Consider the following 24622-nt stretch of genomic DNA (forward strand, 5'->3'; position numbering starts at 1 on the left):
AATTGAGCTATGGGCGCTTGTTAGAAATAGAATTTCAAGCTAAAAGCCGAAAATTATGTATGTCCTACTAGTAATCCAGACCATTCTACTATTAAGCGGAAGACGGGGTTCGAACCCGCGACCCCCACCTTGGCAAGGTGATGTTCTACCACTGAACTACTTCCGCGTTAAAGACAAGATTAATTATATACCGACATTTTTATAAATGCAATACTTTTCTTAAAAAAATTATAAACAATCTTGTTTATACCATTTCTTTCAGAAGCACTACCTTAATAAGTCTACAAGCTAAGCTTCAAAAAATCAATATAAATATAAATGGGTTGGATAGCGTAAGACAGTCTATTTTCACACACCGATAACACTAATTTTTTTTTTCAAAATTCGGCCAAGGAAAATCTCCACGATAATATTGTATTTTTAACTTTTCCAAATCGCTGTTCCATTTACAAAGTGCATTGGAATACTTTTTTTGGTCTTCTTCTCTGGATTTAAGTTTAATTCTCTTTGATAACTCTGCTACAGTTACCTCTAAACCGTATTCTTCTACAAAATCATTTAAAGCTTGCCAACGTTGTTCATCTGTCCGACCAGATATTTGATAACCATATTTTCTTAATTCACTAAAGTTTATACCGAATTGTTTAGTTTTCTTCTCCGCAGTTTGAATATTGTACTTCTTAAACATTCTATAATTTTCTACTTCCTTTGCAGTAAAAACTTTCTCAAGGAAATATTGTATAATTTCTCCTTTTAACAAGTCTATATTTTTTTGTTCTTCACTAATGATAGAAATAAATTTGTTTAGCTCTCGTAAAGTTTTGCTTAGCGAATAGTCATGATAACTTTTATATAGCTTCGCAGAAAGTGGTTTATTCTGATCATGATAATAAAGTTTAAACGTTTTATTTTGTTCAAGTTTGCTTAATTTCTTATAATAAATTATGTATAAAAGTAGATTTAGACCTTCTATATCAGAAAAGCGCTTTAAGCTATTAGATTGCACAGTTCTTTCTAAGAAATTTTCTAGCAGCTCACTCCAATTTTTCACTTTGTACATGTGTAAGATTTTTAATTGAGCTTGAGGAGTTGTATTTGAAAAAAGCTCATGATAAAAATCAATATTTTTCTTTAATAGACTTTTTATTCTTTTGCTTTGATTCACATCTAATAAACTTAAACAATTGGAAAGAACGTCAATAAATTCTTCTATATATAACTTTGAATTTTCATCGTCAATGCCTATTCTAAATAGATGTTCAATTACTTTTTGCTTTTCCTCTAGGGTACATTTTTTATTAAGTAGAACGATCATGCCATCCGTGAAGTCCATGATTTTATTTTTCGCATCTATTTCCTTTCGTAATTTCTTCCTTTCTTCTAAAAGATTGTTATTTACCTTCTTGATGATGCCTATTTCTTTTAACAATAGTTCTTTTTCACTTTTCAGCTGCTGAATATACATATTTCGTCCTTGAATTTCATTTTTTAATGCTTCTGTTTCTAATTGGGTCATATTTTCTAACTCATCAAAGAACTCATTAAAATTTTCAGTAATCATCTCTAATGCATGATCTCTAGTAATTATACTAATCCCCCCGCTTCCAACACTCTTAACGAGAACATTCGACATAAAAAAAGAAATCCCTTGTAATTTGAAATAAAAAACATCCGCATTCCTAAAATGCGGATGTTTATATTAAACTTTCTCTATATCAAAGTGTTGAATCCAATCGCTGTAGCTTCCAGTATATAACTGTATGTCTTCATATTCCATTTCCTTTAGCATAGCGAATAACGGGGCAGCAGTAACGCCACTTCCACAATAAACCGTAATCGGTTCTTTCTTAGATACTAATTCCAACAATGATTCATTAGGACAAAGTTTACCATCTTGTAATAATTGCTCCCAATCATAATTTATTGCTCCTGGGATGTGGCCGGCAATTTGATCTATCGGCTCTATCTCTCCTTTATAGCGGGCGTTCGATCGGGCATCAAGCAATGTTCTATCCACATGACCATCTACGATTTCCTTTACTGCTATGCGGTCTGCATATAGGTGTTCCTGCCATTTTAAGTTTAAGCTTGTCTGTTGGACAACAGGCAATTCGGTCGACGTTTTAAAGCCTTCATTAACTAAAGCATTATAACCTTCTTGGACAATCTGTACTTTCTGAAACCCGCCATACTTTAGTAACCACCACGCTCTTGCTGCAAATGGTGTTCCGCCTTGATCATAGACTAGTATAGAATCGTCCATTTGCAATCCACTTTGTTCAAATAGAGCCTGTAGTTTATCTTTCGTTGGCATTGGGTGGCGTCCTGCATGTTGCTCCATGTCTGATAAGTCCTTCTCCAAATCCCAGTAAACAGCTTCTGCAATGTGCTGTTTTTGATAAACAGTCGATCCTTCGGCAGAATTCTGGAGATTAAAACGAGCATCAATCCATTTATATTTTTCTTGAGAGTCAAGAGGAATATCCTTTACTGAAAGAAAAACTTCACCCATCACTTCTCCACCCCATTCATTAGTGTGTTGTAAATGTGTTTCCATTCTTCAAGCTTCGTACCTTCATGAAGCAACGTTTTTTCGATATCAATTTGGTTAATAGCTTGTCTAGAGATGTGTAGACGCAATTCTTCAGCAAGTTTTCCAATAATGTCTTCAAGCCATTTTTTCATGCGTGCTGATTGTTCATCTAAATACTTTTTGGCATCTGGTTTAGTTAGCTCTTCAAGTGCTTCACGCAACTTCAAATTATCGCCTTTTTCAAAAAAGGACTTATTATTTTTAAAATATTTATTAACGGATTCATATGGTTTGCTATCAGAAAAAGGACCAACGAATTCTAAAATATTAGGTTCTTCTGCCTCAAATGGCATAAATGAAAAACTAGCATTAATGTCTTTGAGCTGTTTCATATCATCTTGGTCTCGTTCGTGAATTTTTTTCATGATAAATTTCGCAATTCTAAAGTTAGTAACACGCATTTCTTGTTCAAAATCAAACCCTAAACTTGCTAGGACTTCTTTCAAAGCAATGGCTAATGCAACTGAAGATGATTTTGATGCGAAGGTTGTAGGGTTATAGCCTTCTTTAAAGAAATCCGGGTATCGATAGTAAACTCGCTGTAATACAAAGTAGAGCAGTTCATCCAGTTCCTGTTTTGTATCTTTTGTTATCGTTTGAGATGCAGAGTGCATATATCTTGTGTGGATATACTGTTCTAACTTAGCTAGTTCAGCAAGACGTTCATCTTTTCGCTTCATATTGTCTTCAGTTTGCTGGATCAATATCCGAAGTCTTTCTTGAGCTTTTTCCGTTTCTTCAGCTAGTGCTTGAACTGCTAGTGCTGTCAATTCTTCTGATAAGAAATGATGGAAATTCTCTTCAAACACTGGCAAACCAGAGTGTAAATCCTGACTTTCTAATTTTTCTTGCAATGCTAATAAACTCGAAACACCAAATAGTCTTGGATGGCGAATGCCGAAACGTTGGAGTTCTTGTTTCACATAATCTTTTACGTCTTCTGCTTCCTCTGCATCCTTTGCAAGATCAATTGCATTAACGATAAAGAACATCTTATCTAGTTCAAATGCATCCTTCACGCGCCCAAGTTGAATTAAAAATTCTCGATCGGCTTTTGCAAATGCGTGATTGTAATACGTGATAAATAATATAGCATCCGCATTACGAATATACTCAAACGCAACCCCCGTATGCCGTGCATTTATAGAGTCTGCTCCTGGTGTATCTACTAATGTCACACCTAAACGGGTTAATTCACAATCGTAATAGAAATCAATACTATCGACAAAGCAGCTTCTGCTTTCTTCGGCTACGAACTTTTCAAACTCTTCGCGGTTTGTCCTGATAGTATTGCCCAATTTTTCTTTAAATGTAGGGTAGCCTTCTTTGAAGGCACGCACAAAGGATTTATGAACATGCAGTCTTTCATCGTCGAGTGGTTTAGCTAAAGCCTCTTCTGCCCGATCATATGCTTCATTTAGCGAACGAATCGTAATACCAATTGCTTCATAACTTGCAATAATGTCATTTTCTAATTGTCCAATAGTCTTTAAGTGGACATCTGCCGTTTCATGCGGATGGCCTTCTGAAATAGGACGAATTTTATTAATAGCAGCTGTCGTAGGATTTGGTGACACTGGAAGCACTTTTTGCCCCATCAATGCGTTTGAAAAAGAAGATTTCCCTGCACTAAATGCTCCAAAAAGTGCAATTGTAAAGTCTTTTTGCTTTAAGCGGTTCACTTTATTTTTTAAATAATTTGCAACCTCTGAAAATCCTTGAATTGGTTCAATAGCGCTTGCTGTCCTTACAGCGTTTTGAAGAGCAGTTGTCGAGTGTATAGATGGAGATGAAATTTTATCCTCCAATTCCTCTTCTTGATCCTGCTCCTCTTTTTTTACGAGCATAGATGGATCAAACGGCCGGATATTGCCCATTGCCTTTTCATGTTCTTGCTCCCACTCAGATACACATTGTTCTGCTTCAGGATTCATTGTCTGAATCGAGACCGTTTTTTGGATAGCAAAATATTTTTCCTGTTCTTCAATTGCTTTTGCGCCATCAATTACTTCTACTTTGTTTTTCAAGACTGCACATTTTTTCTTTAAGGGCTCAACTGTCGTAAAGGACAACTCTTCAATATAAGCGCTTTTTTCAAACTTCCATTGATCCGTGTCTTGCTTATACCACCTCTTTGTGGCACTTGCTACACGATTGGCGAAGTTTAAAAGCGCATCCCCTGTAATACCAGAATCAAGTTTCACTTGTTCTTCAATTACGGAAAATGGTGGCTGCAAATCAAAATCATCGATTTCATGAGAAAAATCATCGGTTAAAGCATTAACTAATTTCAATGAGCTCTTCATTAAAGAGCGCATATGACCAGAAATTTGGGAGAACGCTATTTCTTTATAAAGTGAATACAGAGATTCCTTGCGCTGATCCTTTTCTGCTTGCGTTTTTTTACCAGAAAAAAGCATACCAACTTTGAAATCTGGCTGTACACTTTCCAAATAACATTTCAATTTTTCTCGTAATTCGAAAGGCATTATTGCAGCATTTTCTAATAATTCATCACGGCTGTGATCAAAATTCTTTTGCCAATTTGATGCTGAATACAATTTCAACTGTTGAAGTACAACTTCAAAGTCTGCTGTAATCTCTTCGTTATTTTCCCACTCTTCTTGCGATAAAATGGCTTCATTATTTTCTAATAGCTGTTTTTTATTAGTTTCTAAATATTGTGCATGTTCTATTTGAAGCTGCTCAAGGGCTGTCTTACCTCCAGCAATTAAATGATCTTGCCAACCTTCCATACTATTCATGACTATTTCTTTTACTTTATTATAATCATTGTAAGGAAGATTAAAGTCTCTTAATGAGGTAAAGTAAATCCCTTTGGGTTCTACGCCCCAATTTGAGAACGATTGATACACCGAATCGGAAAATTCCTGAAAGGTTAGTTCACTCTCCTTATGTTTATCAATTTGGTTCACAATAAGATAAACATTAGGATTATGCTTCATTAAATTCTTTGTAAATTGGAAGTTTAATTCTGATTGGACATGATTATAGTCCATTACATAAAAAACAATATCAGCCAAATGCAGTGTTGTTTCCGTAGATAAACGATGCGCATCATCAGTCGAATCCACACCTGGTGTATCCATTACTGTTATGCCTTTTGGCAAAACAGAATCTTTATGGCCAATTTCAATTTGAGAAACCAAGGCACCGTTCTTAGCGAATTCTTTTACTGTTTTAATATCATATCCGTCATCAAATTTGATAGGATCTTGATCTACTAGGTATGCAATGGCATAGTTCTCATCCGATTTATGTACTTTTACAACGTTTGCGCTTGTTGGTATAGGAGAAGAAGGAAGGAGATCATCCCCTGTCAGCGCATTAATCATAGTAGATTTACCTGCAGAGAAATGACCTGCAAAGGCAATCATATATTCTTTATTAATTAGCTTTTCAGCAAATAATTTCGTTTTTTGAAGCCTTTCCTGGTCTTCGTTATGTTGATAGATTAAATATTGCATTGCAGTCTGTTTTAGCAGCAGATGTAGTTGTTCTTCAAAATGACTCATGAAAATCATTTCCTCCTTTTTTGCCTTAACGCTATTTTACCATGCCTATAATAAAAAAATCCTTCTATTATTAGAAGGATTAAAAAAATTATTTTAAATGCGTAGAGGTTTGATTAAAAATATATTTGCCTATTGCCCCATAAATAATAAGAGTTGCACCAATGAATGCATAAACCATCTGAAACGCTCCTTTTAAAGAAAATAATCAGTGAATATGAAAATCATTCTCATTTGTTAATTTCATCATAATAAAAAAACTATGTGACGTCAACAACTATTCAATTCTTTTGCTGCGTGATACTATATTAAAAAGGTCATAACATAAGGAGTTCTCAATGAGCACATCGATACAAGTACAAACTATACTCAATAGCATGATTCAATCACTTAAAACTGTATTACCGAACGACGTCCATGTCTCAGCTCCATCCATTTCTAAAGAACCTTACGAACAATCCGAAATCGGAGTTTTAATCGGCATGGTGGGAGATTTAAAGGGAAGAATTATTATAGATTCCTCTCCAGAAACTTTCAGTACTATTAGTGAAGCCATGTTCGGAATGAAGCTTGAAGGTGAAATGCTGGAATCTTTTACAGGAGAGTTTGGCAATATGATTGCTGGCAATCTTTGTACATATGTTGCTGCACAACAATTAGTATTAGATATTACACCACCAACTGTTATGGTGGGCCATACAAAACTGCTTGGCTATAATCAAGCAATCATACTTCCTGTTGAAATAGATGCCATCGGAAAGTTAACCATATTGCTAGCGATGGATCCGAGTTAGAAAAAAGAAGCTTTTTTCAAAGCTTCTTTTTTTATATCCAGATTACTCATAATTTGTTAAAGACAAATCTGGGAGTTTTTAATCACTCTCCAAAGGTGCTCCCATTCACACCCCCTCCTCATATCACTATTCTTCCTAGATTTTTATCATCTCAGCTAGTTAACCTTCTAAAACACACATTCCTATTCACACTTCTTTCACACTTTTTGTAAGAAGGTGTGATTTTTATCACATCTAAACCTATATTTTTTTTATATCATTTACTCAAACAATAAAACAAAACTTTATTCAGAGAAGCCTTCTTTCTTCGGTTAGTCACAGCCCACTCTTAGGGATGAAGTGAAAACTTAATTCATCTCGTTCTAGATTATTTATTGAAGAAGCTCCTCTCTTGCAAACTTTTGCAGAATAAATGTTTTGATTTAATTGAAAGGAGCGATTTCGATGGCACCCAAGAAACATGAAGAAGAAGAAAACCTAAAAGGAACACTCTATTTAGTATTTGCGTTAGGCGCTTTTATAGTAATTACGTGGGCTGCATGCTTTGGCCTATTTTTAGAACGTTTTTAAATAAAGGAAAGAAGGGAAAAAAATGCATCTGCATAAATATGAAAAGTATTGGCTTTTATTTGGTGGCGGATCTTTAATCGTATTTTTATTAATTACAGGAATCATGGCATTTCATAACGGCAGTCATCCACCGAGTGCCAAAAACACAATAAATCATGAAAAGGTAGATCAAATTGCACCATTTAACAAACCTGGTGTTCACAAAGTTTCCGGTAAAGATTGGGATTATGAAATAGTAGTACTCGCTTCTGCCTTTTACTATAACCCACCAGAACTAGAAGTACCTGTAGGATCTAAGGTTAAGTTTATAGCTACTTCTAAAGATGTTGTACATGGCTTTGAAATATCCGGTACGAATGTCAACATGATGTTAGAACCAGGCTATGTTTCTGAATATGTGACAACAGTTGATAAAGCTGGCGAGTATTTAATTGTATGTAACGAATATTGCGGAGTTGGCCATGCGCAAATGCATTCTATGCTTAAGGTGGTGGATAAAAAATGAGTCAAACAGTCATCGATCAATCAAAAGTCAAAAATGATAGTCTAAGCGTTGCAAGTAAGGTTAATAGAAAAACAGCTGAGCTTCTTAAAGTAAATCCTAAAGATGCTAAACTTTCTATGGCTCATATTTATGTTGCATTCATAGCTCTATTCTTGGGTGGAACTGCAGGTCTATTGCAAGTTTTAGTTCGTTCAGGGCATTTTGAATTACCCTTTGGCATTGGCTATTATCAAGTTTTAACTGTACATGGTGTTTTGCTAGGTTTAATACTTACTACATTCTTTATCTATGGTTTTCAAATTGCAGCTGTTAGCCGTACATCTGGTACCCTATCAAATAAACAAAGATTACTAGGTTGGATTGGATTTTGGGTCATGACAGCAGGTACTGCAATGGCAGCTGCGATGGTTCTTTTAAATGAAGCATCTGTTCTCTATACTTTCTATGCCCCATTACAAGCACACTGGATTTACTATTTAGGCCTAACACTTGTTATTGTTGGTTCTTGGATCGGAGGACTTGCACAAGCAATGCGTTGGATACAATGGCGCAAAGAAAATCCAAAACAAACTTCACCTTTACTTTCATTCATGGTCGTTTGCAATAACTTAATGTGGTTTGTTGCAACTCTCGGGGTAGCTGCTGAAGTATTATTCCAATTGTTACCTTGGTCACTTGGCCTAGTAGAACGAGTTGATATTCTTTTATCACGTACTTTATTCTGGTATTTCGGGCATGCACTTGTGTATTTCTGGTTATTACCAGCTTACATGGTATGGTATACCATCATTCCAAAAATTATTGGCGGGAAAATTTTCTCAGATTCTCTTGCTCGCCTTGCATTTATCTTATTCGTATTATTCTCTATCCCAGTCGGAGTTCATCACCAATTGACTGAACCTGGTATTGACCCATCATGGAAATATGTTCAAGTAGTTCTAACTATGATGGTATCTATTCCTTCTTTATTGACAGCATTTTCAATGTTTGCAACGTTTGAATTAGCCGGACGTTCAAAAGGTGCTAAAGGACTGTTTGGTTGGCTAAAAAAATTACCTTGGGGAGATGCAAGATTCTTCGCTCCGTTTATGGGTATGTTAATCTTTATCCCAGCAGGCGCTGGTGGTATTGTCAATGCATCTAACCAAATGAACCAACTTATCCATAATACCATTTGGGTAACAGGACATTTCCACTTAACAGTGGCAACTACCGTTATTCTAACATTTTTCGGTGCGGCTTATTGGCTGGTTCCTCACTTAAGAGGGAGAGTGTTTACAAAAGAGTTAAATCGCCTTGGTATTATCCAAACAATCGTTTGGGTTGTTGGTATGGCCATTATGTCTAGCTCCATGCATATTGAAGGTTTACTGGGTGCACCTCGCCGTTCTGCTTTCTCTGATTATGGCGGTGCAGAAATTGCTAAGACATGGGCATCTTACCAAGTTGCTCAAGCTGTTGGTGGCACATTATTGTTCATTGGTATTATCATCTTCTTGTATATCTTTGTAAAACTTTGCTGGTTTGCACCTAAAGGTGAAGAAGAATTCCCAATCGCTGAAATTTCTCCACAAGCAGAGAAAACACCTGCTATTTTGGAAAATTTCAAAGTATGGCTTGTAATTCTAGCAGCATTAATATTGATTGCTTACACATTCCCTATCTATGATATTATACAAAATGCTCCACTAGGTTCTAAAGGCTTTAAGCTTTGGTAATCTAGCAAATAAAAAACGTTCTATTTCTTAATTGAAATAGAACGTTTTTTTCCTGTATATGTATCTACGATATATTTCCCGCTTGAATCATAATTACACACATATCATCAGGTTGATCAATTTGCAGTTCTTTAGGTAATACATACTCAATAGGTTCCTGCATTTGAATATTATCAAACTTCTGGTTAATCACTAATTTCTTCAATTCTTCTAGCCCATCATGATTGATATCATCTAATGCTTCCATTACCCCATCCGTATAAATAAGAACTTGAATTTTTTCTTTAAATTCAATGGTTGTTTTTTTCACTTTCATTTCTCTAAACAATCCTACAGGGCAACAATTGGTCGATAAGGTAATAATTCTTTGATCTTCGACTAATAAAAACCCTGGTGGATGGCCAGCATTCACATATTCAATAGTATTATTCTTCGTATCAATAACTAAATATATGGCAGTAAAATAATAATGGAACGTATTTTTTTCTTGATTCAGTATATTCATCCATCTATTTAGTTCTTCAATTAGTGCCACAGGGTCGGGGTTTTTGCGAATAGCATCTCGTAATGCAGAAGATATATACATACACACTAAAGATGATGTAATGCCGTGGCCCATTACATCCAATAAGATTACACCATATCGATCTTCATCTATCTTTTGCCAATAGTACATATCTCCGGCTAATTGATTTGCAGGCAAATAGGATGCATTGACATTAAATCTTTCTTCTATTAAAGGTTTGCTAAGAAGCCCTCTTTGCACTTGCATGGATAATTCAAGTTCATCTTGTATTTTCTTTTCATGTTTTTTATGCCAATCTTTTTCGTATTTTAATCGAAGGCCTACACGAATTCTGGCTAGCAAATCTGTTTTGTTAATTGGTTTTGTAATATAGTCAATGCCGCCGACATCTAACGCTTCGGCAACTTTTTTTGAATCTTCAATAGCTGTCACAAAAATAATTGGTATATCTTTAAACTTAGGGTTATCTTGTAGTATCTTACATGCTTCAATTCCGTCCATTTCAGGCATCATAATATCCAGAAGAATCAAATCAACAGATGTGTTTGTTGATTCTTTTACTTCTGTTTCTAAATAATCGAACATGGCTTTGGCAGATGTAAGAGAGGAATAGTCTGTATAACCTGCACGTTTAAGTATATTCTCTATTAAAAAGAGATTGATTTGATTATCATCTACTATTAATATTGTCATTCTTCTCCCCCTTACTGATAATGTAATTCCCTAATAGTAGAAAATTAAACATCATTAAATAAAAAAATGTAAAGCATCACTCTAAATAAAACAAGGAAAGGAAATGCATAAGCATCTCCTTCTGTTAGATCTTACTGTATATATTCTCTTTAGCTGAAATAACAGCATATTTATCTGAAAACTGAGTTGACCGCAGAGACTCCTTGCTACCAATTCCCATAAAGCCCCCTTTACAGAGGCTTTCATAGAATAATTGGTTCACACTTAGTTGAAGATCACTTGTAAAATAAATCATTACATTTCTGCAAATTATGATATGAAATTCGTTAAATGACCCATCTGTTACTAAATTATGTTGAAAGAAAACAATGTTTTTTCTTAGATTTTCGTCTAAATAAGCATAATCATAATCTGTAGTATAGTATTTAGAAAACTCATGTTTCCCACCAGCATTTAAATAATTCCGAGTATAGGTTTGCATGCGGTTCAACGGAAGAATGCCTTTTTTTGCAGTAGATAAAACTTTCTCACTTATATCCGTCGCATAGATCTTTGCTCGATCGTAAAGGCCTTCTTCTTCTAATAAGATAGCCATGGAAAAGGCTTCTTCGCCTGTTGAACAGCCTGCATGCCAAATCCTGATTTCAGGAAGGTTTCTCAAATGCGGAATTACCTGTAAACGAAACGCTTCAAAAAACTCAGGATCTCGAAACATTTCTGTTACATTGATGGAGAAATCATCAATTAATTTTTCTACAAACCCTTTTTCATATAAAACCTTTTCGATTAAATAACTAATCGTCCTTACATTTTCTATGCGAGCTCGATTCTCTATTCTTCGCTTAATAGATGAGCGCATATAATCACGGTAATCAAAACCCGAAACATCAAAAATCGCCTGCAACAATAACTTTATTTCAATTTCTTCTCTTTCTTCTTGTGTAATAGAATCTTTCATAGTTTTCACCGCTATCTGGTTACCACCGTTGATGTGAGCCATACACGAAGCACAGACAATAATTGATCTACTTTTAATGGTTTGCTTACATAGTCAGATGCACCGGCTTTTAGACATTTAGCACGGTCACCCTTCATTGCTTTTGCTGTCAAGGCTATAATTGGCAATTCTTGATACTGTTCTTGCTGGCGAATCAGCTGCATTGTTTCGTAACCATCCATGCCTGGCATCATGATATCCATTAGGACGGCATCAATTGTATTTTCTTCATGAAGGATGTCTAAGCATTCATAGCCATTTTGCGCAGTGATTATATTCATGCCTTCTGCTTCTAATACTTTACGTAAGGCAAAGATGTTTCGGTTGTCATCATCAACGATTAGTATCTTTTTATCTGTTAATTTATTTGAGTTTGCTTGTTCTTTCTGCTGTTCTTCGCTGAAGCTTACTAAAGTGTCCAATGTTTTATCTTGTTCTTGGCATCGTTCTGCTTCTACTGTAGCTGCAATAAGATCCGTAACATCGCTTTCTTCCATTACATTTACGCCTTCAGGTAAATTTGGAAGGAATAATGTAAAGGTACTTCCTTGCCCTTCAACACTTTCACAAATTATATTCCCGCCAAGCAATTTTGCAAACTCTCTACTGATAGATAAACCTAATCCAGTGCCCCCATATCTGCGAATAGTTGCACCATCCGCTTGTTGGAATGCCTCAAAAATTAATTCTTGTTTATCTTTCGGGATACCAATACCTGTATCTGATATATTGATCTCAATCCAATCAATAGTTGGATTTGCACCTTGAACATGTTTGTAAACCCGTTCCATATCTGCTTTTTTGAAATGAACATCTACAGAACCATCATCCGTAAATTTAAAGGCATTTGAAAGTAAATTCTTCATAATTTGTTGGAATCGTTGATGGTCAGTATAGAATAGCGCTGGAATATTGTCCTCCATTTTCACTTCAAAGGATATACCTTTATTTTTCGCAATATGCTTAAAGTTTTGGTAAAGAAGATCAGGAATCTCACTAACATTCATTTCTTCAAATTCCACTACTAATTTTCCGACTTCAACTTTTGACAAGTCTAATATATCGTTGATCAAGGTTAATAAGTCTTGACCGGATGAACCAATAATTTGGGCGAATTCACGTTTTTCTTCGGCTGTACTGCTGTCTTTAGGATCTTGAAGCATCTCAGACAAAATAATAATGCTGTTAAGAGGCGTTCTAAGCTCATGAGACATATTCGCCATAAATTCGGATTTATATTGCGAACTGCGCTGTAGCTCTAAAGCTTGCTCTTCTAACTCTTTCTTCGTCTCTTCTAGCTGATGCGATTTTTCTTCAGCTTCATATGTTCTTTCTGATAGCTGTTCATTAATCATTCGCAATTCTTCAGCTTGTGTTTGCAATTCTTCTGATTGAGCTTGCAATTCTTCTGATTGGGCTTGAAGCTCTTCCGTTTGTGCTTGTGACTCTTTCAAGAGACGTTCAATTTCCATACGTCCTTCAACGCTATTAATCGTAATGCCTAATGTTTCAAGCACTTTTTGGATGAATTTTTCTTGAACTGGTGTAAATGTTTCTAAGCTTGCCATTTCAATGACTGCTACTACTTGTTCTTCAAAGATAACTGGTGCAATTAAAATACTTTTTGGGCTAACTTGACCAAGCCCTGTGGTTACTAATTGATAGTTATCGGGTATATGTGTAATAACTTGTGATTTTTGTTCAGACACACATTGGCCAATAATACCTTCTCCGACCCGGAAAGCTTCCCGGCCAATATTTTCTCCGTCTCCCGCGATATCAGCAAGCTTGATAAATCGAGTATCTTTTCCATCACCTTTTCGAAGGTAAAAGACTCCGAATGAAGCATTTATCATTGGCGCTAATTTTGTTAAAAGTCGATTTGCTAAAACTTGAATATCTTCAATGCGTTGATACATTGTACCGATTTCTGCTAAACCGGTTTGAATCCAGTTTTGGTCATTCATTTCTTGTGTATATTTTTTCTCATTCAAATTATATTGCTCTAATGATTCTGCCATTGCATTAAATGAATGAGCAATATCACCAATCTCATCTTTTGTGTTGATATTGATCCGTGGGATACTAGATAAATTATGATAATCAATATCTTTAATGACACCAGCAATAGATGACAAATCTTGAGAAAGTTTGCGGAGCATCCATAGCAGGATTGCTGAAACGAAGATAATTCCAATCACTGATCCTATAATGCTTAAGAATAAAGTACTCTCATAACTTTTTTGAGATTCATCTACTTTTGTATCCATTAACTTTTCTTGATACGTTTTAAAATCATTGAGCGTCTTCGTTACTTCACTACGTTTAGCCATTTGGTCATTCATCAAAGACTCGAGATTTGCATTGTTGTCTTTATTAGTCACCGCTTGAATAATCTTAGTTTCAGTTGCAGTATAAGATTGATACTGATCATTTAGTTGCTGTGACAATCTTTTTCCATCTGCAGTATTAACTACCGAGCTTAACTGAGATATATCCTTCATAATAGCTGTTTGGTTTTTCTCTAATATTTCAACGCTTTTTTCAGCTTTATTCTTACCTTCATTTAGCGCAGCATACAAGATTTCTCGGTCTGATTGGGAAAAGAGCTGTCTCATGTCTAAGACAACTTTCACCTTTTCATAGCGATCATCGACAATCTCGGTCATATTCTTTCTTAATGAATTTAAGTTGGAAATCATCGTTGATAACAGAATCAATAGGAAAACGATAATTAATCCAAAGCCAATCCATTGCCTTTTCTTATAATCCATATAATCTCCCGCCTTTCTTAATATTGATTTATATAAAAATTTGTAAATAATTCTAGTAGTAAAGAATAGTATACTTAATATATTCTATCACTATTCGATAGTTTATGCTAAAAAATGTTCCGGATTACGAAAAAAACGAAAAAAGCCCCAAAAGTATGCTAAGAGCATACTTTAAGGGTCATGGTTATTTGTATTCTGCTGGTTTAGCCGGCAAGATTGGAATCAATTCTTCTTGATATTTTACTTCTTCTTCATTAAATAACAAATGGATTTCACCGTAATCTTCTGATGTTCTAATCAAGCGTCCCATCCCCTGCTGTAAACGAAGTAACATAAAAGGTAAATCTACTTCTTGGAAAGGATCTTTTGCAAAAGCCCGTTTAGCATCAAATAATGGATCGTGCGGCGGGAATGGCAAATCAAAAATAATTACTCGCGTTAATGCTTGTTTCGGCAAGTCTAACCCTTCCCAAAGATGATAAGAACATAAAACATTGAGCTTGCCTTCTTGGAAGTCCCGAACAATGGACGATAATTCACGATCTCCTTCAAAGCCAATTGTTGACTTGAACTCATCCGGCAGTTTTTCTTTAAATTCGAGCATAGCTTTTTGAGATTTAAATAGTATAAGTGTTTGCTGTTTGTCCATTAATAGTTCTTCTACTTTTTGAGCTTTTTCCTGCTGTGGACTCTGGTGCAAGAAAATTTTCATCACTTCTTCATAATCAAATGGAGAAGGTACAGAGAAAGAGTGATAATTTTTAATACCTAAGCTTCCTGCTATATAACTAAAATCCTTGTTAACTGACAGAGTGGCAGAAGAGAAGACATAAGGAACTTTTTTGGTGAATAATTTCTCTTCTAAAACTTCAGTAATCAATCTCGGCATAATGACTAGTGTTTCTTTGCCATCCGTTTCTTCTAGCCAATTGACTGCATCATTGCTAGTTGCAAAAATCTTCATTGCTGATTGATATTGTTCTAAAAATTCTTCAGCCATTCTTAATTCATATTCCGGAATAACATATAGTTCTGATTCAAATACAAATTCTTCTAAAAGCACCTCAATAATATTGATTACTTTTTTTCCTAACGCTAATAGTTGAGGAGATTTATTAATTCTTTTACGTTCATCGGCTGATTCAATAACATCATCTCGCAATTGATCAAAAAACAATTCATGCCCCTCTTGCAATTGTTCCATTGTGTATAACGTTTTTTCGCGTAGACCGTCAACCATTAAACGGTCAATTAATTGAACAATGGTATAATCTTGCACTTTATATGTCAGCGCTTTTTGTGCAGCATACTCAAGCAAATGTCCTTCATCAAGTACAATCATCGATACTTCAGGTAACAGCGACAATTGTCCTTCTCGTTCACGGGATTCTTTTGTGGCAATATGCTCCATTAAAAAGTCTTGCGAACAAATGATTAGGTCTGTAGATTCTCGGTAATGTGCCCGATGCAGTGTCTGGCCACATCTATTGCGCAATTCGCAAACAGAACATTGTTGAATAGAATTGTAATTCACAAGATTCCATTCTTCATCGCTTATATTTGGGTAATCGCTGTGTTGGCCATAGAGATTTAATTTTCCTTGGCCGAAAACACCTTCAGGCATTGTTTCTGCAATGTCGTCCAGATAAGGGCCATCAGCATACTTTTCAGCCTCTTCAAAGCGTTTGATGCATAGATATTGATCTCTTGACTTTGCCAGGCGAACATCTATATTCATATCAAGTGTATCCTGTAATTTATATAAATCGCCACCAGCTTTAACCAGTTGATCGATTAACGTTTCATCAGCACATGCAATTAAAGCAGGCTTTCCCGTATAGCGTGCATAGGCAATCGCAGGCAATAAATAAGCGATTGTCTTACCGGTACCCACTCCTGCTTCAGCAAAGAGCACCGCTTTCTCACGAAGCACTTTTTCAATTTGGTAAGCCATAAAAATTTGTTCATCACGACATTCGAATCCTTTTTCAGGAAGCTCGTCATACAAAATATCGCCTATCCAGTCTCCTAATGAATCAAAGAAAGACTTATCTTTGGATAAGGCAAATGGTATTGACTGTCTCATTCTTATTCCCCTCTCGACTAGACAACGAAACGGATAGGTTTCCCCATCCGCTACATACGCACTCAAATCTTTAATAATCCTATTATAGACAACTTTATCTAAATTTAAAATATGTTATAGCTCTACTATTTAGTCACTGTTTTCAAGATTTTTTACCCCAAAACTGATAGTAATCCGTCTTAATGAAACCATTGAAAAGCTTACGTTTCTTTGTAGCTCTCTTACCATATAATTCTTCAAAATTCTCCATGGAAGAGAGCATATAAACAGACCAAGTTGGATATTTATTCATCATCTTACCCATTTCCTGAACCATTTTTTCAATAGTCTCTTTTTCACCGATACGTTCACCATACGGCGGGTTTCCTATCATTACACCATCCGATAAGATTGTTGTAAAATCCGTTACTTGCATTTGCTTAAATGATACCAAGTCAGCAAACCCAGCTTCTCGTGCATTTGATTGTGCAATCTCAACCATTCTATGATCAATATCAGAACCAAAGATTTGAAGTGGTTGATCGTAGTTGGCTACATCCTCAACTTCCATACGCACATCGTTCCATATACTAGATTTTATCCACGGCCATTCTTCACTAATAAAGTCACGGTTGTAACCAGGAGCCATGTTTTGTCCAATCATAGCAGCCTCAAGAGCAATCGTTCCTGAACCGCAAAATGGGTCTGCAAATGGTCGATTCGGATTCCACTTTGATATATATACTAAAGCAGCAGCAAGCGTTTCTTTCAAAGGGGCTTCACCTTGATCAAGACGATAGCCTCTTTTATGTAACCCTGCTCCGCTAGTATCTATTGTCAATGTTGCAATGTCTTTTAGGATAGAAACCTCAATTTTAAACTTAGCGCCGGTTTCTTCCAAAAAGCCTAAACGCATATAGTGGCCCTTCAACCGTTCCACAATGGCTTTTTTTGTAATCGCTTGGCAGTCAGGAACGCTGAATAATTTAGACTTTACAGATTTTCCTGTAACCGGAAATTCGGCATCAACAGGCAAATACTTTTCCCATTCAATCGCTTTTACTCCCTCAAACAATTGCTCAAAAGTTTTAGCTGGGAAGGTTCCAGCTACAATTTTTACGCGGTCCGCTACGCGCAACCATAAATTGGTTTTAGCGATATCTCTCTCATCGCCTTCGAAATAAACTTTCCCGTTATCTGTTCTTGTATGATAGCCCAAGGCTTTTAGTTCATCGGCCACAATCGACTCAAGCCCCATGGCTGCTGTCGCTACTAGTTGATATTTAGTCATACTTACTTCCCTTCTATTTCTAGTTCCCAAAATTCAAGGAACTCCATTATCTCATCTAATGGAACCGGTTTTGAATAATAATATCCTTGAATCATATCACAATCCATTTCACCGAGCAATTTAACTTGATCACGCTGCTCAACACCTTCTGCAATGACGCTCATTTGTAATCTGTGCGCCATCTGGATTATCGCATGCACAATCGCTTGCTTATCACTAACACTGCAAATTTGTTTGATAAAGCTTTGGTCAATCTTTAAGCAATCAAGCGGAAATTCGACTAGATAGCTAAGAGAAGAATAACCTGTACCAAAATCATCAAGAGATAATTTAAAACCCATATGTTTTAGCAGAATTAATTTACGCGTTGTTTCTTTTTCATTATTCATGATTGTTCTTTCAGTCAATTCTAATTCAAAATGATTTGCTGGCAAATTATTTCTTTCTAATATTTGCTGTATCGAAGTAATAAAATTCGGTTGATGAAAATGGATACTCGATATATTAATGGCAATTGGCATTTTGTAGCCATACCCTATTAGCTCATGAGCATCCAGGCATACTTTTTCTAAAATAATTTCGCTAAGAGGAATAATCAGTCCTGTCTCCTCTGCGTAAGGGATAAATTCACCTGGAGACACATTTCCTAATATCTCATTATGCCAACGGACCAATGCTTCCATTCCAATAATCTGCTGTTTTTGATAATTGACTTTAGGCTGGTAATATATCTCAAACTCATTTTTATTGCTAATCGCTTTTCTCAGTTCACTATCCAGCGTAAACGTTCTCTTTGCGTCTGTTTTCAAATCATCAAAGTAAAATGAAAATTGATTTTTCCCATGATCTTTTGCATAGTACATGGCAATGTCTGCTTTGTTGAGCAATGTTTCTGTATCATCTCCATCATGGGGATAAACACTTATACCGATGCTAGCTGTGATAAATAATTCGTGGGTATGGATATAAAATGGACTTTCGAGCAATTGAATGATCTTCTCGCCCAAATGTAACGCTTCTCTTGGATGGTGAATGTCTGTAAATGTTAAAACAAACTCATCACCGCCATATCGTGCAAATATATCTTTATTTTTAAGTAATGTCTTTATACGTCTTGTAACCTCAACCAGTAATTGATCTCCAATTGCATGGCCTAGTGTATCATTAACTTGTTTAAAACGATCTAAATCTAAAAATAATACAGCGTGCTGATAATTATGCGTTTTAGATGTACTTAGCAATACATTCATACGTTCAGTAAAAGCGAAGCGGTTTGAGACGCCTGTCAGCATATCAGTTGTAGCACGTTTTTTCAGCTCGCTCTCCACATTTTTCTCATCTGATAAATCTGAGAAAATGCCGCAATACCCAATGATAGTATCTTCATCGTTGGTTATTTTAGTGATTTTCAACCATTCTGGATATACGTCTCCTGTTTTGCGACGATTCCATATTTCTCCCTGCCATTCGCCTTCACTGGCGATACTAGCCCACATCTTTTGATAGAAGTCTTTTTTATGGTTTCCTGATTGAAGTACATCAGGTTTTTTACCTATAACTTCTTCTTTTTTATAACCCGTTACAAACTCAAAAGCAGGGTTTACATCAATTATTTGAGATTTTAAATTTGTAATCATGATTCCTTCTGATATAGAATCCAGAATTTTAGGTGTTATGTATTGACAAAGTTTGGCGAGATGTTCTGTATGAATAGTATTTTTTGCAATATGCTGATCCATTTTATACACCATCTCCTAAAAGAAAGGCTCTCCAATAACTGGAGAGCCAAATATTCATATAAAATATAAAGCATCATTAAAAGAACGTAAGCCATGTTTTGTGCCCGAGTACTATAACGGCGCTATGCCTTGTACTAATGGGTAGTAATCATCTATCTACGGAAATAAATTTCCGTCTCTCCATCCATTCATTTCTTTTTGGAGAATGCCCCTACCATAATTTGGGTTGCTCGCTCGCGGGGTTTACCTCGTTCCACCTGCAACGTTTCCGATGCAGCTTCGTCACTGTGGCACTTTCAAGGAGTTTCAACCATATCCATAAAGGACTTAGGTTTTCCTCCTGCCGTCAGCCTATAGACTGCCTTAGCTTATTGATTCGCTAAGCGCGAACACTACGTTCATCTCAGAGCCGTGCGAGCATGGACTTTCCTCAACAATGTTTAACATTGCAGCGATTACTTGTTCTTTTATGATGACGTCAACTATTATACAGGTATTGTTATAATTTTTCAAGACCTATTTAGTTGAATAAGATTAATCATATAATTTATCGCCAAAAACGTGTTTTTCTAAATTGGCAATTCTTTTTAAAATATCAAAATTAGTGTTTGTTGCATACGAAGATGAAGAAGTTTGTCTTCTTCCATCAGTAGAAGCTTGTGACTGCGCATTTTTTAACTCATCCTTTAACGCATCCACCTCTTCTTGTTTTTTTGCCAAAGCTTTTTCAAATTTTTCATAATCTTGAATGATAATATCTAAAAATTGATCTACTTCGTCTTGGCTATATCCTCTGATTCCCGTTTTAAAGTCTTTATCTAAAATAGCTTTCGCAGATAGTTTCATATCCATATTCATCTTCCTTCCATATAAACGTCTGTCTCAACATTATAGCATAATTCATTCGACGTTCCTTTTATTTCCCGTGCAATGATTGCTTCTTTTTTAGCCGCAGTTGCCTATGGCTAATTTCATTAAACTTTTTCAATTTTTTATCTCTATCCAGACTTTGCATATTATTTAGGGTCCGCTCTGCTTTATAGGCGTAATAGAGAGCTGATTGGTAATCTTTACGCCTATGCTCATCTATTTTTGCGAGCTCTATATATGCAATAAGCTGTTCACTTTCATTGAGAAAAGGAACTGCATTCATAAAAGATTGGTACGCCTCTTCATAGAGATGTTGTTTTTTTCTCTGAAACGCCAAATGATAATGGGCATAGCCTGCTTCATTACTATTAAATTGGTTTGTTACCTTTTCTAATACTCTGCTACCTTTTTCATAGTCAGAAAGATCACCATACCACTTACCGATATTTGTAATAGTAGTAGATGATTCATCCTCTTCACTTTCACACAATAAATTTGTTGCATGGATGTATAGGGTAACCAATGATAATAAATCATATTTATTATGATCTAACACCTTCAGCAAGGCATCAGGATTACCGCTTTTAATTGCATCTAAATAAATGATTGGTGCCAGATACCCAGGGATATCTCCAACCCGTTTGAAGCCTAATTTTTCCTCTTCTATTTGCGTTAATTTCATACGCGAAAGATCATTTTTCCAAATTCTTTTGGAACCATGTAAAAGATCAATATGCCTTTGTTCAGGCAAGTTCGGCAAATCTTTTTTATGCAACGTAAAACGCGTTTGGAGTTGAGGCCAATCAAAGCTCTTGCCATTGTAAGTGACAAGCGTTTTATTGGGTTCCCAAAGCTTAGATTCATATAAAAATGCTGTTTCATGGCTTGGTTCAGCTAAAACATATTGCTTTAGTATAAATCCGGCTTGTGATACTTCTAATATTCCGTTGAGGAAGATCTGTGTTCCAACGCCACGCAATCCTGTTGTTTCAGTATCATAAAAAATAAGTTGATCGTCTTTTGTAAGTTCTATTGGATGTGAATTATCAGGCATGCTCCATAATCGGAATGCATTATATAGATCTCCCAGGAGGAAATCTCCATGTTTCGTCTCAAGTGGATAATGGGTTTCAAGCAAAAAAACCATTCCAAATTGATTTTCTATTCTTTTCAGTCCTGCCATTTCCCAGTCTTTTGTATATGCAGGGTCACTTGGTTTTGCGAATGGCGTTTTTTTCTCTTCCGCTTTTGAAGAGGATTTTTTAATCATTTTTTTCATCTGGAGTATTTTATTTTCGTATGACAAGATTAATCATCCATTTCTGCATGTGTGATCATTTGTAAAAATGAGAGTACTTGTTTCTTGCCTTCGCCTTCTAAGTCTTGGGCTCCAATACACGAAGGACAACCATTTTTGCAAGGACAGCTTGCGACATGACTGTAAACATGTTCAATCAACTCTTCCCATAAATCAAAAACCCGTTCACTAAGCCCTATTCCGCCTGGATATCTATCATAGACGAAGAATGCTGGTTTGCCAATATGCGTCGCTTTTACTTGCGGAACAACATGTACATCGCTAATATCGCTTTGCAAAAATAAAGGAATAAAACTATTCATTGCGTAGGCAACACCAGTCATAGCATTTGTTAAGTCATCTTCCTTCCAGCTTTCTGGTTGGTCAAACGACAGCCATGTACTGCTTGTATGCAATTCTTCAGGAGGCAAATGAATGGGACCGCTACCGATATTATCATGTGTACCAAAACGAATTTTTTTAAAGATGGTTGCAGTGGCAAGTGTCATTATATCCCCGAAACCGACTTGTAGATGGCCTATTGTTCGTTCTTTATCTTCACTTATTACCTTTAATTCTACCGCTAAATTTGCATCTGTAAAATAATCTACATCCACTTCTGTAACGTAAGCCTTCTTTTCTTCCCAATCCAATTTTTCAACTTGATATTGAATGCCTTGGTGAAGGTATATCGCCTCTTCATGCAGTAATGTCATTGCACTGTATCTATCCATCTCTCCAATCACTTTTGTATGGGCAGGAATAGTTTGGTCAATAATGACTACATTTTCCTGAGAGGCAGAGCGCAAACTAATATCATGTGCGGGAAAACTGTCGCTCATCCAATGCCATTTATCCGAAGATTTCACTAGAATGCCTTCTTCGCAAAGGTAGTCTAGAAAATCATCTATTTCGAACTCAGCGTATTTTTCACCTTCTTGAAAAGGTAACTCGAATGCTGCACATTTTAGATGGTCCATTAATATAAGTATATTCTCTGGATAGATGCGCGCTTCCTCTGGCGAGCTTTCAAATAAATAAGATGGATTTTTGATAATGTATTGGTCTAAGGCAGTTGATTGCGCTACATATATGATTAACGCATCATCCTGTCGTCTGCCAGCACGGCCTGCTTGTTGCCAAGCACTGGCGATATTGCCTGGATACCCAGTCATGATACATGCCTGCAACTGACCAATATCTACACCTAGCTCTAAAGCATTCGTCGATACAACACATTGGATGGTACCATCTCTAAGCCCTTTCTCTATTGCCCTACGTTCAGATGGCAAATAGCCCCCTCTATATCCCCTAATACTTTCATCGTGAATTTTTTTTACGGTTAAGGATTTCATATAGGTGACTAGCATCTCAACACGCACTCTGCTCTTAGCAAAGATGATTGTTTGTATTCTTGCATTATATAATTCCCTTGCCAAGTCTCGCACTTCAAGTATTGCGCTTCTTCTCACACCAAATGTCGGATGGATAATGGGCGGGTTATAAAACAAAAAAGTTTTTTTGCCTGCAGGCGCACCATTTTTTGCAATCAGTTTATGTTCTGTATTGGTTAGGTTTTCAGCAAGTTCTCGCGGATTTTTGATAGTAGCCGAAGTGCAAATAAAAGTCGGATGGCTACCATAGAAATGGCAAATACGTAAAAGGCGCCTTAGCACATGAGCGACATGTGAACCAAAGACCCCTTTATACGTATGCAATTCGTCTACAACGATATACTGCAAATTCTCAAATAATGAAACCCATTTTGTATGATGCGGCAGTATCCCTGAATGCAACATATCTGGATTCGTCATCACAATATGGCCTGCTTTTCGGACTTTTTGCCGGATACCAGGCGCTGTATCTCCATCGTATGTATAACTTAATATTTCTTCTTCACTGTCTTCTATTAACTTGTTTAAATCGCTTTTTTGGTCTTGTGCCAAAGCTTTGGTAGGGAATAAATAGAGGGCTCTTGCTGTTCGATCTTCCATGATTGATTGCAGCACGGGTAAATGGTAGCATAATGATTTTCCTGAAGCTGTAGGCGTTACGGCAGTAAAGGATTCGTTCTTCATCGCATAATCAAATGCTTGCCGTTGATGAGCATACAATTGGTCTATTCCTCTTTTTTCTAACGCTTTTTTCAATGATGGATGCAAATTGCTTGGCAGTTTGACTAAATCTGCTTGCTTTGCTGGAATTGTGTGTACATATTCAATTCGGTCTTGCATTTCTTTAGTTCGTTGCCATTCTTCAAGCAATTCTTGAATGTTTTTTTTCTTATTAAGCATCTGTATCATCCTTTTTTAACGCTCGCTGCAATGTTTCCAATGTATAGGTAACAGATTGAATAGATTGATAGAGCCTTTTCCTGCTGGTTTGCTGATAAAAAGATTGGACAATAAATTGGTCCATCGCATCGACTGCATTTTTTATTTGAATTTTATGGACATGTTTTGGTTTATGGAGATCAATCCATTTCTCTACTTCTGCTTGCCAAATGGCTAATTTTGCATGGTATGCGTCAGCATATGGCTTAACTTCCTTAAAAAAGTCCGGAGATGTGTTTGTTTCTCGCATATTTAAAAACCGTTGCCAGCTTTCTTTACATTCATTTAGTAATTCTTCTGTCATCTTTTCAATCATCATTCACA

The 24622-nt window shown here is 36.1% G+C and carries 17 protein-coding genes, 1 tRNA gene and 1 other RNA gene; 4 read left to right on the plus strand and 15 right to left on the minus strand.

The window, feature by feature from the left end; genetic code table 11:
* Positions 1-94 precede the first annotated feature (94 nt).
* The 4 genes from RST01_RS07670 to RST01_RS07685 all read right to left on the minus strand — a co-directional run bounded on the left by RST01_RS07670 (position 95) and on the right by RST01_RS07685 (position 6129).
* Positions 95-166 (minus strand) — tRNA-Gly (locus RST01_RS07670).
* A gap of 198 nt (positions 167-364) precedes the next feature.
* The gene (locus tag RST01_RS07675; protein ID WP_147195733.1) at positions 365-1633 is read right to left on the minus strand and encodes a hypothetical protein; all 1269 of its coding nucleotides are present in this window, start codon (positions 1631-1633) and stop codon (positions 365-367) included.
* Positions 1634-1699: 66 nt separating this feature from the next.
* Positions 1700-2557 (minus strand): sulfurtransferase, encoded by an 858-nt coding sequence (locus tag RST01_RS07680; protein WP_307723580.1) that lies wholly within the window; start codon positions 2555-2557, stop codon positions 1700-1702.
* Entirely contained in the window at positions 2512-6129 is a 3618-nt protein-coding gene (locus tag RST01_RS07685; RefSeq protein WP_147195735.1) for a dynamin family protein, read from the minus strand. The genes RST01_RS07680 and RST01_RS07685 overlap by 46 nt, the downstream gene beginning before the upstream one ends.
* 335 nt (positions 6130-6464) lie before the next feature.
* Here RST01_RS07685 and RST01_RS07690 point away from each other — a divergent pair, with 335 nt between their 5' ends.
* The 4 genes from RST01_RS07690 (at position 6465) to RST01_RS07705 (ending at position 9713) form a co-directional block, all read left to right on the plus strand.
* Positions 6465-6920 (plus strand): chemotaxis protein CheX, encoded by a 456-nt coding sequence (locus RST01_RS07690; protein WP_147195737.1) that lies wholly within the window; start codon positions 6465-6467, stop codon positions 6918-6920.
* Between the two features lie 444 nt (positions 6921-7364).
* Entirely contained in the window at positions 7365-7490 is a 126-nt protein-coding gene (locus RST01_RS07695; protein ID WP_147195739.1) for a cytochrome c oxidase subunit 2A, read from the plus strand.
* 22 nt (positions 7491-7512) lie between these two features.
* Positions 7513-7995, plus strand: coding sequence for a cytochrome c oxidase subunit II (locus RST01_RS07700; RefSeq protein WP_066788389.1), 483 nt, complete (start codon positions 7513-7515; stop codon positions 7993-7995).
* A 116-nt stretch (positions 7996-8111) separates the two neighbouring features.
* Positions 8112-9713, plus strand: coding sequence for a b(o/a)3-type cytochrome-c oxidase subunit 1 (locus tag RST01_RS07705; RefSeq protein ID WP_244946685.1), 1602 nt, complete (start codon positions 8112-8114; stop codon positions 9711-9713).
* A 64-nt stretch (positions 9714-9777) separates the two neighbouring features.
* On the opposite strand, the gene RST01_RS07710 is transcribed toward RST01_RS07705, so the two are convergent.
* The 11 genes from RST01_RS07710 to RST01_RS07760 form a co-directional block, all read right to left on the minus strand.
* On the minus strand, positions 9778-10932 hold the full coding sequence (locus tag RST01_RS07710; RefSeq protein ID WP_147195743.1) for a fused response regulator/phosphatase: 1155 nt from the start codon (positions 10930-10932) through the stop codon (positions 9778-9780).
* A 124-nt stretch (positions 10933-11056) separates the two neighbouring features.
* Positions 11057-11890 carry a CheR family methyltransferase gene (locus tag RST01_RS07715; protein WP_147195744.1) on the minus strand — a complete coding sequence of 278 codons (834 nt, stop codon included), beginning with the start codon at positions 11888-11890 and terminating at the stop codon, positions 11057-11059.
* 11 nt (positions 11891-11901) lie between these two features.
* Positions 11902-14703: a response regulator gene (locus RST01_RS07720; protein ID WP_147195746.1), complete on the minus strand. Its 2802-nt coding sequence runs from the start codon at positions 14701-14703 to the stop codon at positions 11902-11904.
* Between the two features lie 184 nt (positions 14704-14887).
* The gene (locus RST01_RS07725) at positions 14888-16789 is read right to left on the minus strand and encodes an ATP-dependent DNA helicase (RefSeq protein WP_147195748.1); all 1902 of its coding nucleotides are present in this window, start codon (positions 16787-16789) and stop codon (positions 14888-14890) included.
* A 142-nt stretch (positions 16790-16931) separates the two neighbouring features.
* On the minus strand, positions 16932-18059 hold the full coding sequence (locus RST01_RS07730; RefSeq protein WP_147195750.1) for a THUMP domain-containing class I SAM-dependent RNA methyltransferase: 1128 nt from the start codon (positions 18057-18059) through the stop codon (positions 16932-16934).
* Between the two features lie 2 nt (positions 18060-18061).
* Entirely contained in the window at positions 18062-19798 is a 1737-nt protein-coding gene (locus RST01_RS07735; protein ID WP_147195752.1) for an EAL domain-containing protein, read from the minus strand.
* 83 nt (positions 19799-19881) lie between these two features.
* An RNA gene (gene rnpB / locus RST01_RS07740) (RNase P RNA component class B) lies at positions 19882-20265 on the minus strand.
* 67 nt (positions 20266-20332) lie between these two features.
* The gene (gpsB, locus tag RST01_RS07745) at positions 20333-20656 is read right to left on the minus strand and encodes a cell division regulator GpsB (RefSeq protein ID WP_066788409.1); all 324 of its coding nucleotides are present in this window, start codon (positions 20654-20656) and stop codon (positions 20333-20335) included.
* A 58-nt stretch (positions 20657-20714) separates the two neighbouring features.
* Positions 20715-21974: a ribonuclease H-like domain-containing protein gene (locus tag RST01_RS07750; RefSeq protein ID WP_147195754.1), complete on the minus strand. Its 1260-nt coding sequence runs from the start codon at positions 21972-21974 to the stop codon at positions 20715-20717.
* A 2-nt stretch (positions 21975-21976) separates the two neighbouring features.
* Positions 21977-24259: a DEAD/DEAH box helicase gene (locus RST01_RS07755; RefSeq protein ID WP_147195756.1), complete on the minus strand. Its 2283-nt coding sequence runs from the start codon at positions 24257-24259 to the stop codon at positions 21977-21979.
* Positions 24252-24617: a YppE family protein gene (locus tag RST01_RS07760; RefSeq protein ID WP_244946676.1), complete on the minus strand. Its 366-nt coding sequence runs from the start codon at positions 24615-24617 to the stop codon at positions 24252-24254. Before RST01_RS07760 ends, RST01_RS07755 begins: the two co-directional genes overlap by 8 nt.
* Positions 24618-24622 lie beyond the last annotated feature (5 nt).

This window comes from Rummeliibacillus stabekisii, from assembly GCF_007988965.1.
GTDB lineage: Bacteria > Bacillota > Bacilli > Bacillales_A > Planococcaceae > Rummeliibacillus > Rummeliibacillus stabekisii.

Coding starts and splice junctions, on each gene's coding strand:
- RST01_RS07715 (WP_147195744.1), bottom strand. CDS start 11,890: ATGAAAGATTCTATTACACAAGAAGAAAGAGAAGAAATTGAAATAAAG.
- RST01_RS07735 (WP_147195752.1), bottom strand. CDS start 19,798: ATGGATCAGCATATTGCAAAAAATACTATTCATACAGAACATCTCGCC.
- RST01_RS07695 (WP_147195739.1), top strand. CDS start 7,365: ATGGCACCCAAGAAACATGAAGAAGAAGAAAACCTAAAAGGAACACTC.
- RST01_RS07685 (WP_147195735.1), bottom strand. CDS start 6,129: ATGAGTCATTTTGAAGAACAACTACATCTGCTGCTAAAACAGACTGCA.
- RST01_RS07720 (WP_147195746.1), bottom strand. CDS start 14,703: ATGGATTATAAGAAAAGGCAATGGATTGGCTTTGGATTAATTATCGTT.
- gpsB (WP_066788409.1), bottom strand. CDS start 20,656: ATGAATATGGATATGAAACTATCTGCGAAAGCTATTTTAGATAAAGAC.
- RST01_RS07705 (WP_244946685.1), top strand. CDS start 8,112: ATGGCTCATATTTATGTTGCATTCATAGCTCTATTCTTGGGTGGAACT.
- RST01_RS07680 (WP_307723580.1), bottom strand. CDS start 2,557: ATGGAAACACATTTACAACACACTAATGAATGGGGTGGAGAAGTGATG.
- RST01_RS07760 (WP_244946676.1), bottom strand. CDS start 24,617: ATGATGATTGAAAAGATGACAGAAGAATTACTAAATGAATGTAAAGAA.
- RST01_RS07755 (WP_147195756.1), bottom strand. CDS start 24,259: ATGCTTAATAAGAAAAAAAACATTCAAGAATTGCTTGAAGAATGGCAA.
- RST01_RS07700 (WP_066788389.1), top strand. CDS start 7,513: ATGCATCTGCATAAATATGAAAAGTATTGGCTTTTATTTGGTGGCGGA.
- RST01_RS07690 (WP_147195737.1), top strand. CDS start 6,465: ATGAGCACATCGATACAAGTACAAACTATACTCAATAGCATGATTCAA.
- RST01_RS07710 (WP_147195743.1), bottom strand. CDS start 10,932: ATGACAATATTAATAGTAGATGATAATCAAATCAATCTCTTTTTAATA.
- RST01_RS07675 (WP_147195733.1), bottom strand. CDS start 1,633: ATGTCGAATGTTCTCGTTAAGAGTGTTGGAAGCGGGGGGATTAGTATA.
- RST01_RS07730 (WP_147195750.1), bottom strand. CDS start 18,059: ATGACTAAATATCAACTAGTAGCGACAGCAGCCATGGGGCTTGAGTCG.
- RST01_RS07725 (WP_147195748.1), bottom strand. CDS start 16,789: ATGAGACAGTCAATACCATTTGCCTTATCCAAAGATAAGTCTTTCTTT.